Here is a 15,696-nt window from a genome sequence, read left to right as displayed (position 1 = left end):
AGTGCAAAACTGCTATTTCCGAACGGTTAAAACCTGTGGGATTAGAAATAAAACCTGAAAAGACTCGAATCTGCCATACGTTCAAACCTATTGAATATGAAGGCAGAACAGAGGAGCCAGGATTTGATTTTCTAGGATTCAATATCAGGCAATATCCAGCAGGAAAGTATAAATCTGGGAAAACAGGCGGGTCAGCAAGCCGATTAATCGGACATAAAACCCACATAAAACCCAGCCAAAAAGCAGTTGCCCACACAGAAGTGATAAAAGGTGTAATTAAACAATTTAAAACAGCACCTCAATCAACCCTAATTAACAAACTAAACCCAATTATTATGGGATGGTCAAACTATTACTCAGGGGTAGTCTCAACAGAGACATTCACCAAACTAGATAAGACAATCTGGCAAATGTTACGGGCATGGACAGTATCAAGATGCGGAAAGGCAAGTCACGAAAAGCTAAGAAATTATTTCAGACATGGAACAATTAAACTTAGCAATGGGAAAGAAAGACACGAAAATTGGCTGTTCCAAACCAAAGATGGGTTACATCTATTCAAACACAACTGGACTCCAATTGTCAGACATACCTTAAGACGCCCTGACGCAACACTTTATGACGGAAATTGGACCTACTGGGCAAGCAGGAAAGGACGAGCAATCGATACGCCAAATAGGGTAGCAAAACTACTCAAAAAGCAAAAAGGTAGATGTACCTGGTGTGGGCAATTCTTTACCCCATCAGATTTAATTGAAATAGACCACATTGTACCTAGAAGCCAAGGCGGAAAGGATGACTACAAGAATCTTMAATTATTACATCGCCATTGTCACGACGATAAAACAGCTCTTGATGAAGAGATGATGCTGTACTCTTAACAAGGAGACGGTCAAACTAGGAGCCGTATGAGGTGAAAGTCTCAAGTACGGTTTTGAATGGGAGGGGTAGACCGTGAGGTCTATCTCGACCCCTAATCCAGCCGCCTTTGAAGGCTTGCCGTGAGTTGGTCGAAGGGGGCGGAGCTTGAAACCCATAATTTGGGGTAAGTGATGAGTAGGGTTGTCTGGCAATGGCTTCTAACTTGTAGTGTTAAGACATACGTGCGAGACGTTTAGGAGTCAAATAAGGCTGCAATGCCTGAAATAACCTCCTAGTGGGACTTCCACCCCTTGGTGGAATATAAGGGATTCGCACCCCTAACCATCCCATAACTGTTTATATGTCCCGACGCTTGGAGAAATCTAAGCAAGGCAGGGAACTCAAGGTCATAAACCAACTGAGAAATCAGGGCGTTGAGAGTAACGGCGATAGCCACCCCCAGTTTTGGAAATCATAACCCCAGGATTGAAGCGGGGAACGGAAGGCGTGAGGGAAACCTATTCCCAATAATCCGACCACTGCCAACCATCCATGACTAAGGAAATCTGAATGTTCCGGCTTGAACCATCGTAATTATTAAGTAGCGAAATAGGTTGATACGCTGCGCTCAAAAGAGCAAGGGGAAAAGTAGGAGTTTACTTACACTACCTACACAGACCTTGAAAATACCCCGGTGGATAGGACAAATCTAAAGATGGAATGCCCATATAAACGGAACGTTTAAACCCCCATTAGGCTCTGCTAATAAACAAGTGAGCAATATTACTCGCAAGCAGAGCGTGAAAAGTGTAAGCGTATGCCTCCTAGGGGAAAGGATGTGACTGAAAGCTAATGCCTAACTGTAATGGTTAGGATATGCCCACTAGTCACGGTGTGGATATAGAGACCGCGACAACTAAGAGTGTTTATGACGAGAGCGAGTTAATGACTACGTGGTTGTATAGCATAAGACATAAAAGTTAGGACGTATAATGGCAAGGATATCTACAGAAGACCCAAAAAGCCAGCCCCCTACAGTTACGATCTTAGACAAAAAGTTATTAATGCAATTGAACTAGACGGTATACCCAAAACCGAAGCCAGTCAAGTTTTCCATGTCAGCAGGAACACCATTAATCTCTGGCTGCAAAGAAAAGAACACACCGGCGACTTCCTCCCTAAACCTAATCACCGACCTGGCAATAACCACCAAATTACCGACTGGCATAAATTCAAGGCTTTTGCCCAAGAGCATGGCGACAAAACCTCCGCTCAAATGGCTCAACTTTGGGATGACGACATCTCTCCTCGCACCATATCCAGAGCCTTGAAGAAAATTGGCTTCACCAGAAAAAAAACTTACGGCTACCAAGAACGTGATGAGCAACAGCGAGAGGAGTTTATTGCTCAGATTGAACAGATGGAGTCGGAAGGGTTGGTTTACCTCGATGAAGCTGGCATGAATAGTCAAGACTCGGATTATCCTTATGGTTACTGCGAGGAAGGACAACGCTTCCATGCCCTCAAATCCTGGAAGAGGCAGGGCAGGGTGAGCTATATGGCGGCATGGTGTCATCAACAACTCTTAGCTCCCTTTACCTTTGAGGGTTGTTGTAATCGGACAGTGTTTGAGTTGTGGTTGGAGTTCATCTTATCGCATTAGTCAAGGCTGCGTCCTAACCCTATTGACGATTGCTATAATTCCAACATTGAAGCCAGGTCAGACTCTAGTATTGGACAATGCAACGTTTCATAAAGGGGGGCGGCAGGCTGAACTGGTGGAGGCAGCTCAATGCCGTTTACTCTATCTTCGGCCTTATTCGCCAGACCTCAACAAGATAGAGAAATGTTGGTCGTGGTTGAAAGCCCGCATTCGCCATTGCACGTGAGCAGTTTGATTCTCTCGATGATGCCATGGATTCCGTTCTCAAAGCTGCGTCCTAACCACCTTGACTAATGCTATATATCCCCACCGTGACCTGTGGGCATATCCCCACTATGACAATTGGGCTTTAGCTTCTGGTCACATCCTTCACCCTCTAACCATGCGCTTACATTTTTCACTACTGCCTTGTCAATAGCATTACTCACTTGTTTATAGGCAGAGCATTAGAGGGGTTACAACGTTCCGTTTATATGGGCATTCCATCGTTAGATTTGTCCTCAGAACCGGGGTAGTTTAAAGGTCTGTGCAGGTAGTCGTAAGAGCCCCCTACTTTTCCCCTTGTCCTTTTGGGCGCAGCGTGTCCACCTATTTCGCTGCTAGTGTATTACGATGGTTCAAGCCGGACATTCAGTTTCCTTAATCATGGATGGTTGGCAGTGGTCTCGATTCCGGTATTAGATTACACCTCGGAGCCTTCCGTTCCCCGCTTTAGTCCTAGGGTTGTGAGTCCTAAAACTAGGGGTGGCTATCGCCGTTACCCTCTGCTCTGTGATTTCTCAGTTCGCTTAGGACCTTGGGTTCCCTGCCTTGCTTAGTTCCCTAAGCGTCGGGACATATAAACAGTTATGAGGATGGTCAGGAGAGGTTTCCTTATATCCAAACTCGGGGCTGGAATCCTCACCGGCTAGTGATTTCTGGCATTTCATCCCTATTTCATACCCGAACGTCTCGCACCTTGCGCTTACACTTATCACTACTGATTACCTCGACCAGATATTCAGAGTGCTGGAGGACTTAAAACGTTCCGTTTATATGGGCATTCCATCTTTAGATTTGTCCTCTCCACCGGGGTACTTTTTAAAGGTCTGTGTAGGTAGTATAGTGAACCTCCTACTTTTCCCCTTGTTCTTTTGAACGCAGCGTATCAACCTATTTCGCTGCTTAGTATTGACGATGGTTCAAGCCGGACATTTGGTTTCCCTAATCATGGATGGTTGGCAGTGGTCTCGATTCTGGTGTTGGGTTACACCTCGGAGCCTTCCGTTCCCCGCTTCAATCCCAGGATTGTGGGTCCTGAAACTAGGAGTGGCTATCGCCGTTACCCTCACCTCTGTTTCGTTACGTTTCCGTTATGTTAAGAATTGTTACGAATTGTTACAGATTATGTTAACCTGGGGTTCCCTGCCGGGTTTTGGTATCGTATGATACCAAACGTCGGGACATATAAACAGTTATGGGGTCGGTCAGAGGCGAGCCTCTTATATTCAACCAAGGGGTTGAAGCCCCACCAGATAGCTATTTCAGGCATTACCGCCTTATTTCGTATCTGAACGTCTCGCACCACCAAGTATAAACTAATATTTTTGCCCAAGTTTGAAGTGAAAAATCTGGTCAAGAGAGGAAAACGACGCTTGGCCACGAAAACGGGACGCGCCATGGTGACATGGGCTCATTACCGTTTTCAGACTTTGTTGAAGCATCAAGCAGCTAAGTATGGCTGTGTTGTAGTAGACGTAACGAAAGAGTACACCAGCAAAACCTGTTCAAAATGTGGTCACATTCACACCCAACTAGGAGGCAACAAACAATTTGTTTGCCCTAATTGTGGTCATAGGATAGGACGTGATATTAATGGAGCCTTTAACATTCTGCCCTTGGCTTTGAGAGATACCTCCACTAATGGCGTGATTACCTCATTCCAGATGGTGCCATACTCATAAACTTCCGGCTATTGCCAGATTTTTCCTGGTTAAATGTATCTGTCAAAAACACCGTAGCAGTTGTATGCTAAAAGTTTCGGCCGGTAAGGGGCTGATCACATTTTGGCGGTTTAAGGTAAATCTGTGGACTTAAATCAAATTTTTAACACTGAAAATCCCATCATTGGAGTAGTGCATCTGCTGCCGCTTCCCACCTCCCCTCGATGGGGTGGGGATATCAAAGCAGTAATCGATCGCGCTGAACAAGAAGCAACTGCCCTCGCCTCCGGGGGTGTACATGGTATAATTGTCGAGAACTTTTTTGATTCTCCCTTTGCTAAAGATAAGGTAGATCCAGCGGTGGTCAGCGCCATGACCATGATTATCCAACGGCTGATGAATCTAGTTACAGTCCCCCTGGGAGTCAATGTCTTGCGAAATGACGGTGAAAGCGCTTTGGCGATCGCATCCTGTGTAGGAGCCCAATTCATTCGTGTCAACGTCTTAAACGGCGTGATGGCTACCGACCAGGGAATAATTGAAGGCAATGCTCACCGACTCCTGCGCTATCGTCGAGAATTAGGAAGCGATGTTAAAATATTGGCAGATGTCCTAGTCAAACATGGCCGACCTCTGGGTTCTCCCAATCTGACAACAGCAGTTAAGGAAACCACAGAACGAGCCTTAGCTGATGGAATTATTCTATCAGGCTGGTCTACTGGTAGTCCCCCTAGTCTGGAAGACCTGGAACTAGCGCGGACTGCAGCGGGTGATACTCCCGTATTTATCGGCAGTGGGGCTGATTATGAAAATATTTCTACCCTCATTAAAGCTGCTGATGGCGTGATTGTTGCCAGTTCCCTTAAACGACATGGCCGCATTAGTCAACCTATTGATCCCAGTCGCGTTAGTCAGTTTGTCGAGGCTATGGGGCGTGGTTTACAGCCAGGAACAACAGACCCCTGGACACTTAAACCACAGTCGGAACTACCTAGTAAACTGAAACCCTAATCAGAAACTGAAAACATTTCCTATGGTTAGCAGTCCTTCTACTCCCTGGATTTATCGCCACTCTCGTCTAATTATTCTCACCATCGCTATTATAGGGGCGATCGAAACTGCCTATTTAACTGCGATTAAACTCTTGGGGGGAGTGGCTGTCTGTCCTACCCAAGGATGTCATGAAGTTCTCAATAGTCCATTAGCCACCGTGGCGGGGATACCCATTAGCCTATTTGGGTTTTTAGCCTATTTCACTATGGCAAGTCTAGCCGCTACTCCCTGGCTGGTCAATCCCTCCAGTCAAAAAAACCTACGGACTAAATTAGAAGCCGCTACCTGGTGGATTATGTTTAGTTTGGCTACCGCTATGGCGGTTATGAGTGGCTTTTTGATGTATCTGCTGGCCTTTGAACTGCAAGCCTTTTGTCCCTACTGTGTGGCTTCTGCGATTTTCTCCATTAGTCTCTTTGTCCTGACTATGGTGGGGCGATTTTGGGATGATTTCGGACAACAGCTTTTAGTTGGGGTGGCTGTGACTATGGTGGCTTTGGTCACTCTCCTGGGGGTTTATGATGCACAACCTACCTCAGCCACTCCACCGCCTACCCTCGTCAGCCGTCAGATTACTACTAATTCAGGCGCGGCGGAAATATCCCTCGCTACCCATCTTCAACAGATTGGCGCTCAAACTTTTGGTGCTTATTGGTGTCCCCATTGCTACGAACAAAAGCAGCTTTTTGGCCGTCAGGCTTTTGCTATACTAGATTATGTAGAGTGCGATCCACAGGGTCCTAACGCACGACCACAACTGTGTCAACAAGCTGGAATTAATGCTTATCCGACTTGGGAAATTAACCAAAAATTCTACCAGGGACGGTTATCTTTACAAAAACTGGCGGAGTTGTCTGGTTATGAAGACAGACAGGATTTTGCTAATTCTCCCTTTGATTAACTTTCACAGCTTCTGAGGTTGAGCGATCGCTCTCACCATAATTTTAACTGTCTATAATCAGGGTGGGTCTGAGTTCCATCACATTTGTAGGGATAAGCGATCGGATGTTCATAATCTTCCAGGGACTTGCTCAGTATCCTCAACAGGGTTTAACTTCCCTAAAATTATGGTTTTTGGAACGTAAGCACATCTGGATTACCTCTTCTGGAGTGGCGGCGGCGGTGCTTCTGGTCAGGTTTTTAGGACTTCTACAAACCTCGGAATTAGCTGTTTTTGATGTGTTAGTCCGGGCTCGTCCTCCAGAAACTCCAGAAGACCGGATTGTGATTATTGGTATTGATGAACAGGATTTAAGAGAGTATGGGTTTCCGGTTGCTGATGAGATTTTAGCTGATTTATTAGACATTATTAATGACGCAGAACCTAGGGCGATCGGTTTAGATTTATATCGGGGTATACCCATGGAACCCGGTCACGCTCAATTGACCGAAGCCTTAATAAATATCCCTAATTTAATTGGTATTGAACTACTGGAAACTCTCAAAGTTGCCGCCGTTCCACCTCCCCCGGCTTTGGCGGAAATAGGTATGATCGGATTTAATAACTTTGTCATTGACTCCGATGGTCGCGTTCGTCGCAATTTATTATATGCTGGTAATTCTGATGGTCAAACCCGACGTAGTTTTGCCCTTCAGTTGGCTTTAATAGAACTCAAATATCAAGGCATTTTTCCAATTTTAACTGATAATTCTGAAGTGGAATTTAATGGGGTAGTTTTTCCCAGATTTCAACCTAATGATGGCCCTTATGTCCGCGCTGATAATGGTGGTTATCAAGTATTAGCTAATTTTCGCAATCCCGCCGTAGGTTTTCAAACGGTTTCCCTCAGAGATGTCTTAAATGGAAATATCCCACCATCTCTATTTAACGATCGCATTGTCATGATTGGCTCTACGGCTTTTAGTGTTAAAGATTTTCATTTGACCCCCTACAGTAGCAGTCTATTTGAAGAACCTCGTTTTATTTATGGCGTGGAACTTCATGCTAATTTTCTCACCCAAATTTTAACTACCGTCCTAGAAGACCGTCCCCTGATGTCTACTTGGTCAGAAACTGTAGAATGGCTATGGATTATCTTCTGGTCTTGGGTCGGTGCTAGTTTGTCCTGGAAACTGCGATCGCCCTATCGTTCCACATTAATGATTATTGTCATTGGCGGCGGTATCTTGACCGGCGCTTATCTACTGCTTTTAATGGGTTGGTGGATTCCGGTTGTACCACCTTTAATTACCCTGGGAGGTTCGGGAATTGTCGTCACCACTTACTTAGCACATATTCAAGAAGAATTTAAACGCTCAACCGATTTCCTTAATAGTATTATTAACACCATTCCTGACCCCATCTATGTCAAAACTAAAGACCATAAAAAAATGGTGGTTAATCAAGCCTATTCGCGATTGGTAGGGTTTCCGGCGGACATAATTTTGCAGAAAAGTGACCATGATTTATTCCCTCCCGCAGAGGCTAAGGTTTTTTATCAACAGGATGAACTGGCTTTTCAGACTAACTGGGAACAGGAAAATGAGGAAAAATTAACTGATGCTAGTGGCGTAACTCACTGGATTGCGACTAAGCGATCGCTTCATCAAGACGCAGCAGGTAATCTCTTTTTAGTTGGTATAATTCGCGATATTACCGAACGCAAAAAATCCGAAGAAACCCTCCGCAAACTAGCCGAACAGTTAGAAAAATATAACGCTGAACTCCAGCAAAGGGCTGACCATGACCCTCTCACAGGTTTACCCAATCGCCAACTATTTGAGGAACGCCTTACCCAAGCCTTAGTATGGGCTGATACTAATCAAAAATTCGTGGGGCTATTTTTTCTTGACCTTAACAATTTTAAACCTATTAACGACCAATACGGACACCATGTCGGCGATTTAGTACTTAAACTGGTCGCCGAACGTTTGCGAGGCTGTTTACGCGCTAGTGACACCGTGAGTCGCCTTGGGGGTGATGAATTTACTGTCATCTTACCAGGAATCCCTAGCCATGCTGATGCGGTCAGGGTGGCGGAAAAAATCCTAGACCAGGTAACTCAAGAGTCAGAACTCAATGGCTATATTATTACCATTGGTGTGAGTATCGGAATTAGCCTCTATCCCCTCGATAGCCAAGATTATGAAACCTTAGTCCAAAAAGCTGATGCGGCTATGTATAGGGCTAAAAGCCGACATCAGAACTCCTATGAGTTGACCCCTCCTGTCGAACCCAATATCAGAGAATCTTGACTTGTATAAAAATACCTATTCCTGTATATTAGATGTTGAGGGTCTATATCTTAAAACTTAACAATTCTTTACAAAAGCTAGATCCGTGGCAGGATACCACTTTAGAGATTGTGTTTTGGCTCAGTAGCCCCTTGTAGGAAAATACATCCGTAAAATCACTGATATAATAAAAAGTAGACAGTAAAGGGAATCTATGAGCCGATAATCAGGCGATTGAGTTCACAGAGGTTATGTTCCATTATGAGATGCTTACTCAAATTTACAACTGTCTTAGTTTTAGTCGTCGGGTCTGTCTTCAGCATAACCACTGTCGCTGAGGCGAGAAGCTCGTCCATGGGTGACGAAGTTGTAACAGCCTGCAATAATCCCTTTAATGCTTCAGCCTGTCAAGCTCAAGATCCACCTGTTAATGATACTCCTAACTCAGGAGGCGGTGGGGGCGCTTATTAATAATTAATGGGATGAGGGCTGGTTCAGCCATCTGTGAGGTTTTCAGCCATTGGCGTACATCAGTTGTCAATGCTCCGGTCGTCATACCTATTTGCCGATTCTGAAGCTACTGGCTGTCATTAAAAGTCCGGGGTGAATTGTCGGCAAAAAAACATTTTCTTTTCAGGGCTTTTGACAATAACTGATTATATTGATTTTTACTGATAATAAAGGCTCCAAACCGCTCTAAATGAGGGTTAGTCATTTGGGCATCAAATAGGACAAAATCCCGTTTTCGCAGGTGTTCGACTAGCTTCACCATCGCCACTTTTGAACCGTTAGGAATATTAAAGAACATAGACTCGCCGATAAAAGCGCCGCCGATCGCAATTCCCAAAATCCCCCCAGCCAGGCGATCGCCCTCCCAGGTCTCGAAACTATAAGCCCATCCCTGGCTATTTAACAGTCGATAAATCCGCTTTAATTCCCCAGAAATCCAAGTATTTTCTCGGTCAGCGCATCCTTGAATGACCGCCTCAAAATCCCGATTAATAGCGACTTGAAAGCGATTTTGATTAAGGAATCGTTGAAGCGATCGCGGATAGTGGAAGCGTTGATCTAGGGGAATCAAAGCCCGTTGGTGGCTGCTGTACCATCCTAGGGAGTCTTCCCCATCATTTGCCATCAAGAAATACCCTTGAGCATATCCTTCAATAATCGCCGATATATCATATTGCATATTACCCGAAATGTGATAGAATATTAAATCGGTCTATAATTAGCTTTTATCGAGTCAGTAATATGGTGAATAATCCTTCTTATCCGATGCTTGAGCATACTTTGAGTCAACTGTTAAACCAAACCGAAAAAGATTGGGGATATTTACGGATCCACAAAGTTGATAATGCTTACACTGTCAGAATGTGGGGTTCAACGGACACAATTTTACGGTTTCAGAGTAATGAAAATACTCGGTCCTATCGTCTATTTTGGTATCGTCGCCCCAAGCCGTCAGTATCAATTCAGAGTCGCACCACCACCAATAAAGTTTTAGACCCCAAAACCAAAACCTATAAGGTCAAGAAGTATAAAACCTATCAAGTGTGCTGCAAAATCGAGGCTAACCAGGTAGAATCATCGATTAACCGCATATTTGCGGAAATGGTGAGAGTTCACCTAGTAGCATTGATCGAAGCTAGAATAGAGCAACTGGACCGAGATGATCACACTGGGACAGAAAAAACCTTAGAGTCACCAGTTGTGACTGTCATTCAAAACTAACTGACGCAAACACACTAGAGATCATATCATTATGGCTGAACCGCCCAAACCGATTACCCTACCCCCTGTTGAAAATCCCCTACAGGAAGGGGAGTGGCTGAAAAAGACCTTACATGACTGGCTCGATCGCGAATTTATACCCGAAGCGGTAAACGCCGAAATAGCGGAACGCGCCTCACAGATTTTCGTGCGCCAGCGCATAGAGGGGGAAAACGACCTAGGCTGCTTAGTGATCGCCATTGTGACGGAAATGGAATCATTCGACTTTTCCAAAACCTTTTTTGGTGAGTTTGCGATCGCCAATGCCGTCAGCGATTTACTATTACAGAGTCTAGGATACGAGCGTTGCTGCGGTCAGTAGAGAGTGTTGATCGGGAATCGGGGAATCATCCCAACTCCCCATCGACACCGATCCTACCAGCTAGACTTAACCACACCGGGTAAAAGTCCCTGGTGAGCCATTTCTCGCAGTTGGTTGCGGCACAAGCCAAAATCGCGGTAATATCCCCTAGGCCGTCCGGTTACCCAGCATCGATTCCGTATACGAGTCCGAGAACTGTTGCGGGGTAGTTGCTGGATCTGGCGGTGAATAGTCATTTTTTCGACCTGAGAAGTAGCACTATTAAACTGTTCTTTCAGTTCTTGGCGCTTGTCGGAATATTTATCAACCAATTGTTTGCGCTTTTTATCGCGCTCGATCATGCTTTTTTTAGCCATTTTTAGAGTTAACGCCTCCTAATCAAGTTTAGATAGCCGCATTAGCATATCTGTGCTGATGGGCATAAATCAGACAATTGACAATTGTAACACGCCGGATTGCGGGCTGTACAGATCTCACGCCCATGATAAATCAATCTGATCGACCAATTTTCCCAATCTGGCTGAGGTAGAACCTGCATCAAATCCCGCTCAATGCGAACGGGGTCTTGATGCTGAGTCAATCCCAGCCGTTGACTGAGACGACGCACATGGGTATCAACAGTCACGCCCATATTAATCCCGTAAGCATTAGCCATAACCACATTAGCGGTTTTACGGGCTACTCCCGGTAATTCGAGCAATTGTTCCATGCGTTTAGGAACTTCCCCGCCGAATTTCTCAGTAATGATCCGGCTTGATTCTTTAATATGGCGAGCCTTGTTGCGATAAAATCCAGTCGATCGCACCAAAGTTTCCAACTCTTGCAAATCCGCCGTCCCCAGAGAGAAAGCATCAGGAAAGCGCTTAAATAAAGCTGGTGTCACCTGATTAACCCGTTCATCAGTACATTGTGCTGAGAGGATAGTGGCTACCAATAGCTGTAAAGGTGTCTCATAGTTGAGAGTACAAGCGGCATCAGGATATAAACGCTTGAGGCGCACCAGAACTTCCAGGGCGCGATGTCGCAGTTTATGGTGTTCGTGGCTGCTCATATTTTCATCAATCCTACTGGAGTAGCGATCGCACCCAACTGAGATCGGTTAAATTGGCAGTATCCCGAATAATCAGGAAAATACCCAACCCCAACAACAACATCAATCCGGTTTGCATGACGCTTTCTTGTACCCGTTCGGGTAAAGGTTTACCCCGTAGGGCTTCAATCAGCAGAAACGCCAACTGACCGCCATCAAGAGCCGGAAGAGGGAGGATATTAATGATAGCGAGGTTGATGCTAATTAGGGCCGCAAATTGGAATAAATTACTGGCATCGGAACGAGCTATATTAGCACCGATCGCCACAATAGCGACGGGACCGGAAAGTTGGGGAGCCGTTTCCCGAAAATTATTAATCAGTTGGGAAAACCCCGCCAAGGTCAAGTTAAAAATCCGCTGAAATTCCTCAGCACCTTTGACAAAGGCATCAATTATCCCATCAGCCTGATAACGGACGATTTCACCGTTAGGGCTCAGTTGTACTCCAATACGACCCTTACCATCGCCTCCCGGTTCTGGGGTAACTTCTACGGGGATAATGCGATCGCCCCGTTGAATTTCCATTTGTAGAGGTTGGTTAGGGTTAGACTGAATTACCTCAATCAAGTGGGTAATGGACTTCGACTCAGCTCCGAGTTGATCTCCATTCACCGATATGATTAGATCATTATCCTGAATCCCAGCTTTGGTCGCCGCTGAACTGACATCACTGGCTACAGAGGGGACTCGGACACCTGGTTGATAGTCAAAGTTGGGAACCCCAATCATTCCTACCTGAACCACTAATAACAAGTAGGCAAAAATCAAGTTAGCAATTACACCCGCACTGATTACGATCGCCCTATCTAAAATTGGTCGATTGCTCAACAGGTTTGGGTCATCTTTGGGGATTTCACTATCGGGATCTTCATCGGGAAAGCCGACAAAACCCCCCAAGGGAAACCCTCGCAGCGCATACTCGGTTTCTGGGCCTTGATATTTCCACAGAATTGGACCGAAGCCTATGGAGAATCGATTAACGTGGATATGTTGGAGTCGCGCCGCCATGAAGTGGCCAAGCTCATGAACGACGATTAAGATTCCAAGAACCGCGATCGCAGCCAAAACTGACATGAACAATTCCAAATATACTAACTACTAGGGTGATAATTTTGTCATTATATCACTGGTTTGGCTGTGTTGGGCTTGTGTTATGTTGCTAATTTTTACTGATTTAGACGGTACGTTACTAAATTCTGATGATTATGGCTACCATGGGGCGATAACGGCGATCGCAGACCTGCAACAACAACAGATCCCGATTATCCCCGTCACTAGCAAAACTCGGGCTGAGGTGGAGGTATTATCGACAGAAATCGGGTTGACAGATTCGTTTATTGTGGAAAACGGCAGTGCTATTTTTATTCCCAAACATCAAGATTATCTGTTTTCTGAGGAACTGAAAATTTCGGGAAAATACTATTTGATGCAGTTGGGATGTGTTTATGCACAAGTGCGCCAAGGTTTGCGAGAGTTGATGGCGGCGATTGGTGAAGAGTTGACGGGGTTCGGTGATTTGAATATTGCCGAGATTATGCAGTTAACGGGTTTGTCTACTCAGGAAGCACAACGGGCAAAAAATCGAGAGTTTACTGAGCCTTTTATTACTCCTAAAAATGTGGATGCGGACAGGTTAGCACATCACCTAAAAGCCTTGGGGTTTAATGTGGTGGTTGGCGATCGCTTTTCTCATTTAATTGGAGACCAGGCGGGAAAAGGTGGCGCGGTTCAATGGCTGGTTAATCGATATCAACAGGTTAATAGGGGGGAAAGTATTACGACTATTGGTTTGGGGAATAGTCCTAATGATTTGGCTATGTTGGAGGTGGTTGATATTCCGATTATTATACCCGGAATAAAAGGGGTACATCCTGGCTTGGCTAATCAAGGTTGGCAAGTGGCTCCTTTTCCCGGTTCTGTGGGTTGGGGGGTGGCTGTGGCTGAGGAGGTGAAAGGGTTAATATACTGAGATGATCTCGGTAGTTAATGGCTGATTCGGAATTGGCTAATTTGAGGCGATCGCTAAGGGAAAGTTTCTGTAATTCCTGATTTAATTTATATAAATATACGGGTTTATATGAGTTGTTAAATAGTGGGATTAATGCTTTGACTAATGCTACCATACCGTCAGGAGGAACCGCGTTTCCAATTTGACGACGAACTTCTGTTAAAGACCCTTCAAAGACAAAATTATCCGGGAAAGTCTGCAACCTAGCACGTTCCCGGTTAGTGAGCGATCGCAATTCTTGATAATGATAACCCCAAGTTCCCCCACCACCCCCAGCGATAATAGTTGTGGAGGGTTGGTCTGGGTGGAGTCGTCGATATACATGACTAATCATTCCTTTAACATAGTATTCGCTATCTTTGGGAATATCTGTATAATTTCCCCCTGGTTTAATGCGTTTGATAATTTCGACGGTGCGAGGATGAATCCTCTGATGTTCATTATTATCAGTCACTTTTTCCACATCTTTTAAGGCTTGTTTAGCGGTGCGATAGGGATAAAGGCGATCGCTTCCATATTCCGGGAAGGGATGAATAAAATTAAAGCCTGTATCCATTCTTACCCCCACAATTAAGACCCTTTCCCGATATTGGGGAACTCCATAATCCGCGAAATTGTAAAGTTTAGGCTTGACTAAATAACCCGGTTCTATGTTTTCAAAATCGGCAATTATTTTGGCAATAGCTTTATATTTATTGGCACTGAGTAAACCCTTGACATTTTCGGCAATGAATGCTTTAGGTTTTTGGTGGCGAATAAACTCTAAAAAGTAGGTATACAGATTTCCCCTGGTTCCCGTGAGTCCGGGACGTTTCCCAATCATGGAAAAATCTTGACAGGGAAAACCTCCGGTAATTAAGTCAGCTTTAGGAACCTTAGTAATATCAATTTCTTGAATGTTATTACAGGCGATCGTCTCCGAAATATTCCGCCTAAAAGTTCGACAAGCCGCCCCATTACAATCAATCGCCCACACCACTTCAAAACCCGCCCGATGAAATGGTAAATCCATTCCCCCACAACCAGAAAACAACGAAACCAACTTAGGTTTATCTTGCCATTTAATCCCATTTAAACTATCTAAAATTTGCATTTTGGGGCTCAAATCATTGTAATCATAAGTTAATAGGATAACAGTCAAGGTTAATTTATGGAAAATTCGAGGATGCTAAGACCAGCAGAATAGGGAAAATCCTCTGCTGTGGGTCTGTTGATTTATCTATCCTAGTATAGCATTTGGCTGTCACCTATTGACAGCACCAGTTTTCTCCAGGTTATCTGAGCCACCATCCATGTAAAATTTGTAAATACGCCAACGACCAGACCTATCATCACCCAACTAGGGAAGACCTCGTTTTACATTTCTTAACTGGGCTACGAGTGATTCCATACTTGTTAATGTTTCCTTAATCATGAGACGGGATCATTTATCCTAGCCAGTCTCATAAATATATTGACAATATTGAGCCTTGACGAGACCCAGGAATTATTAAGATTATTGAAGTAAATACATGGTGTCATTTGTAGCCATGTGAAAAAATATTAAATTTTCCTGAATAAACTGCCAATTATTTAAGCGGCGGATATAATGGTGTTAAGTCAGGGTTGCAGGAGGTCATACATATAGACTTAATAAATTGTCCAAGCGATCGTCAAATTAGTATCTGAGTAGGGTATCGAACACCATAGCCACTCAAAGCATTACCTCGAAATGATCTTGAGCATTTTTTTGTCAGATACAACTAAATCTGAACCAGCGACTGTCGTTGCCCCAAAGCCTTATTAAATCGGGGTCTTACTCTTCTGTGTTGCCTTTTTTTGCCTATTACATT

13 protein-coding genes and 1 pseudogene are annotated in these 15,696 nt (G+C 44.5%); 9 read left to right on the top strand and 5 right to left on the bottom strand.

From position 1 onward, the window contains the following. The 6 genes and pseudogenes from B9T16_RS16770 to B9T16_RS16745 form a co-directional block, all read left to right on the top strand. Positions 1–881, top strand: an 881-nt coding sequence (locus B9T16_RS16770; RefSeq protein ID WP_410245301.1) for a group II intron reverse transcriptase, incomplete at its 5' end; no start/stop codon positions are given. Between the two features lie 983 nt (positions 882–1,864). Continuing rightward, a pseudogene (locus B9T16_RS16765) lies at positions 1,865–2,805 on the top strand (IS630 family transposase). Between the two features lie 1,353 nt (positions 2,806–4,158). Continuing rightward, positions 4,159–4,467: a zinc ribbon domain-containing protein gene (locus B9T16_RS16760; protein WP_126277504.1), complete on the top strand. Its 309-nt coding sequence runs from the start codon at positions 4,159–4,161 to the stop codon at positions 4,465–4,467. Between the two features lie 123 nt (positions 4,468–4,590). Then, positions 4,591–5,457 carry a photosystem I biogenesis protein BtpA gene (gene btpA, locus B9T16_RS16755; RefSeq protein WP_006616631.1) on the top strand — a complete coding sequence of 289 codons (867 nt, stop codon included), beginning with the start codon at positions 4,591–4,593 and terminating at the stop codon, positions 5,455–5,457. 22 nt (positions 5,458–5,479) lie between these two features. Next, a complete protein-coding gene (locus B9T16_RS16750; RefSeq protein WP_006616632.1) occupies positions 5,480–6,400 on the top strand; it encodes a vitamin K epoxide reductase family protein in 921 nt (306 codons plus the stop codon). A gap of 104 nt (positions 6,401–6,504) precedes the next feature. After that, a complete protein-coding gene (locus B9T16_RS16745) occupies positions 6,505–8,694 on the top strand; it encodes a CHASE2 domain-containing protein (protein ID WP_410245300.1) in 2,190 nt (729 codons plus the stop codon). Between the two features lie 556 nt (positions 8,695–9,250). Here B9T16_RS16745 and aat read toward each other — a convergent pair. Beyond that, the gene (gene aat / locus B9T16_RS16740; protein WP_014275678.1) at positions 9,251–9,862 is read right to left on the bottom strand and encodes a leucyl/phenylalanyl-tRNA--protein transferase; all 612 of its coding nucleotides are present in this window, start codon (positions 9,860–9,862) and stop codon (positions 9,251–9,253) included. Between the two features lie 62 nt (positions 9,863–9,924). Here aat and B9T16_RS16735 point away from each other — a divergent pair, with 62 nt between their 5' ends. After that, positions 9,925–10,404, top strand: coding sequence for a hypothetical protein (locus tag B9T16_RS16735; protein ID WP_006617916.1), 480 nt, complete (start codon positions 9,925–9,927; stop codon positions 10,402–10,404). Between the two features lie 31 nt (positions 10,405–10,435). After that, complete coding sequence (locus B9T16_RS16730) at positions 10,436–10,765, top strand: hypothetical protein (protein WP_006617915.1); 330 nt, start codon at positions 10,436–10,438, stop codon at positions 10,763–10,765. Between the two features lie 53 nt (positions 10,766–10,818). Here B9T16_RS16730 and rpsN read toward each other — a convergent pair whose 3' ends face one another. From rpsN to rseP, 3 genes are read right to left on the bottom strand one after another with little or no spacing between them, the layout of a single operon-like run. Then, complete coding sequence (gene rpsN / locus B9T16_RS16725; protein ID WP_006617914.1) at positions 10,819–11,121, bottom strand: 30S ribosomal protein S14; 303 nt, start codon at positions 11,119–11,121, stop codon at positions 10,819–10,821. Positions 11,122–11,162: 41 nt separating this feature from the next. Then, the gene (gene nth, locus B9T16_RS16720) at positions 11,163–11,816 is read right to left on the bottom strand and encodes an endonuclease III (protein ID WP_410245299.1); all 654 of its coding nucleotides are present in this window, start codon (positions 11,814–11,816) and stop codon (positions 11,163–11,165) included. Between the two features lie 13 nt (positions 11,817–11,829). Then, positions 11,830–12,930 (bottom strand): RIP metalloprotease RseP, encoded by a 1,101-nt coding sequence (rseP, locus tag B9T16_RS16715; RefSeq protein ID WP_006617912.1) that lies wholly within the window; start codon positions 12,928–12,930, stop codon positions 11,830–11,832. Positions 12,931–13,009: 79 nt separating this feature from the next. On the opposite strand from rseP, the gene B9T16_RS16710 reads away from it, so the two are divergent. Beyond that, the gene (locus B9T16_RS16710; protein WP_410245298.1) at positions 13,010–13,825 is read left to right on the top strand and encodes an HAD-IIB family hydrolase; all 816 of its coding nucleotides are present in this window, start codon (positions 13,010–13,012) and stop codon (positions 13,823–13,825) included. Here B9T16_RS16710 and B9T16_RS16705 read toward each other — a convergent pair. Then, the gene (locus B9T16_RS16705; RefSeq protein WP_410245297.1) at positions 13,737–14,957 is read right to left on the bottom strand and encodes a DNA cytosine methyltransferase; all 1,221 of its coding nucleotides are present in this window, start codon (positions 14,955–14,957) and stop codon (positions 13,737–13,739) included. The two genes, B9T16_RS16710 and B9T16_RS16705, sit on opposite strands and share 89 nt — an antisense overlap. Positions 14,958–15,696 lie beyond the last annotated feature (739 nt).

This window comes from Arthrospira sp. PCC 8006, from assembly GCF_046480465.1.
GTDB lineage: Bacteria > Cyanobacteriota > Cyanobacteriia > Cyanobacteriales > Microcoleaceae > Limnospira > Limnospira platensis.
The sequence above is the reverse complement of the archived record's forward strand: the minus strand, read 5'-3'. Positions and strand labels throughout refer to the sequence as shown.

What these genes read in the sequence shown, in the direction of transcription:
- nth (WP_410245299.1), bottom strand. Translation starts at nt 11,816, where the DNA reads ATGAGCAGCCACGAACACCATAAACTGCGACATCGCGCCCTGGAAGTT.
- B9T16_RS16735 (WP_006617916.1), top strand. Translation starts at nt 9,925, where the DNA reads ATGGTGAATAATCCTTCTTATCCGATGCTTGAGCATACTTTGAGTCAA.
- rseP (WP_006617912.1), bottom strand. Translation starts at nt 12,930, where the DNA reads ATGTCAGTTTTGGCTGCGATCGCGGTTCTTGGAATCTTAATCGTCGTT.
- rpsN (WP_006617914.1), bottom strand. Translation starts at nt 11,121, where the DNA reads ATGGCTAAAAAAAGCATGATCGAGCGCGATAAAAAGCGCAAACAATTG.
- B9T16_RS16705 (WP_410245297.1), bottom strand. Translation starts at nt 14,957, where the DNA reads ATGCAAATTTTAGATAGTTTAAATGGGATTAAATGGCAAGATAAACCT.
- B9T16_RS16710 (WP_410245298.1), top strand. Translation starts at nt 13,010, where the DNA reads ATGTTGCTAATTTTTACTGATTTAGACGGTACGTTACTAAATTCTGAT.
- aat (WP_014275678.1), bottom strand. Translation starts at nt 9,862, where the DNA reads ATGCAATATGATATATCGGCGATTATTGAAGGATATGCTCAAGGGTAT.
- B9T16_RS16745 (WP_410245300.1), top strand. Translation starts at nt 6,505, where the DNA reads ATGTTCATAATCTTCCAGGGACTTGCTCAGTATCCTCAACAGGGTTTA.
- B9T16_RS16750 (WP_006616632.1), top strand. Translation starts at nt 5,480, where the DNA reads ATGGTTAGCAGTCCTTCTACTCCCTGGATTTATCGCCACTCTCGTCTA.
- B9T16_RS16730 (WP_006617915.1), top strand. Translation starts at nt 10,436, where the DNA reads ATGGCTGAACCGCCCAAACCGATTACCCTACCCCCTGTTGAAAATCCC.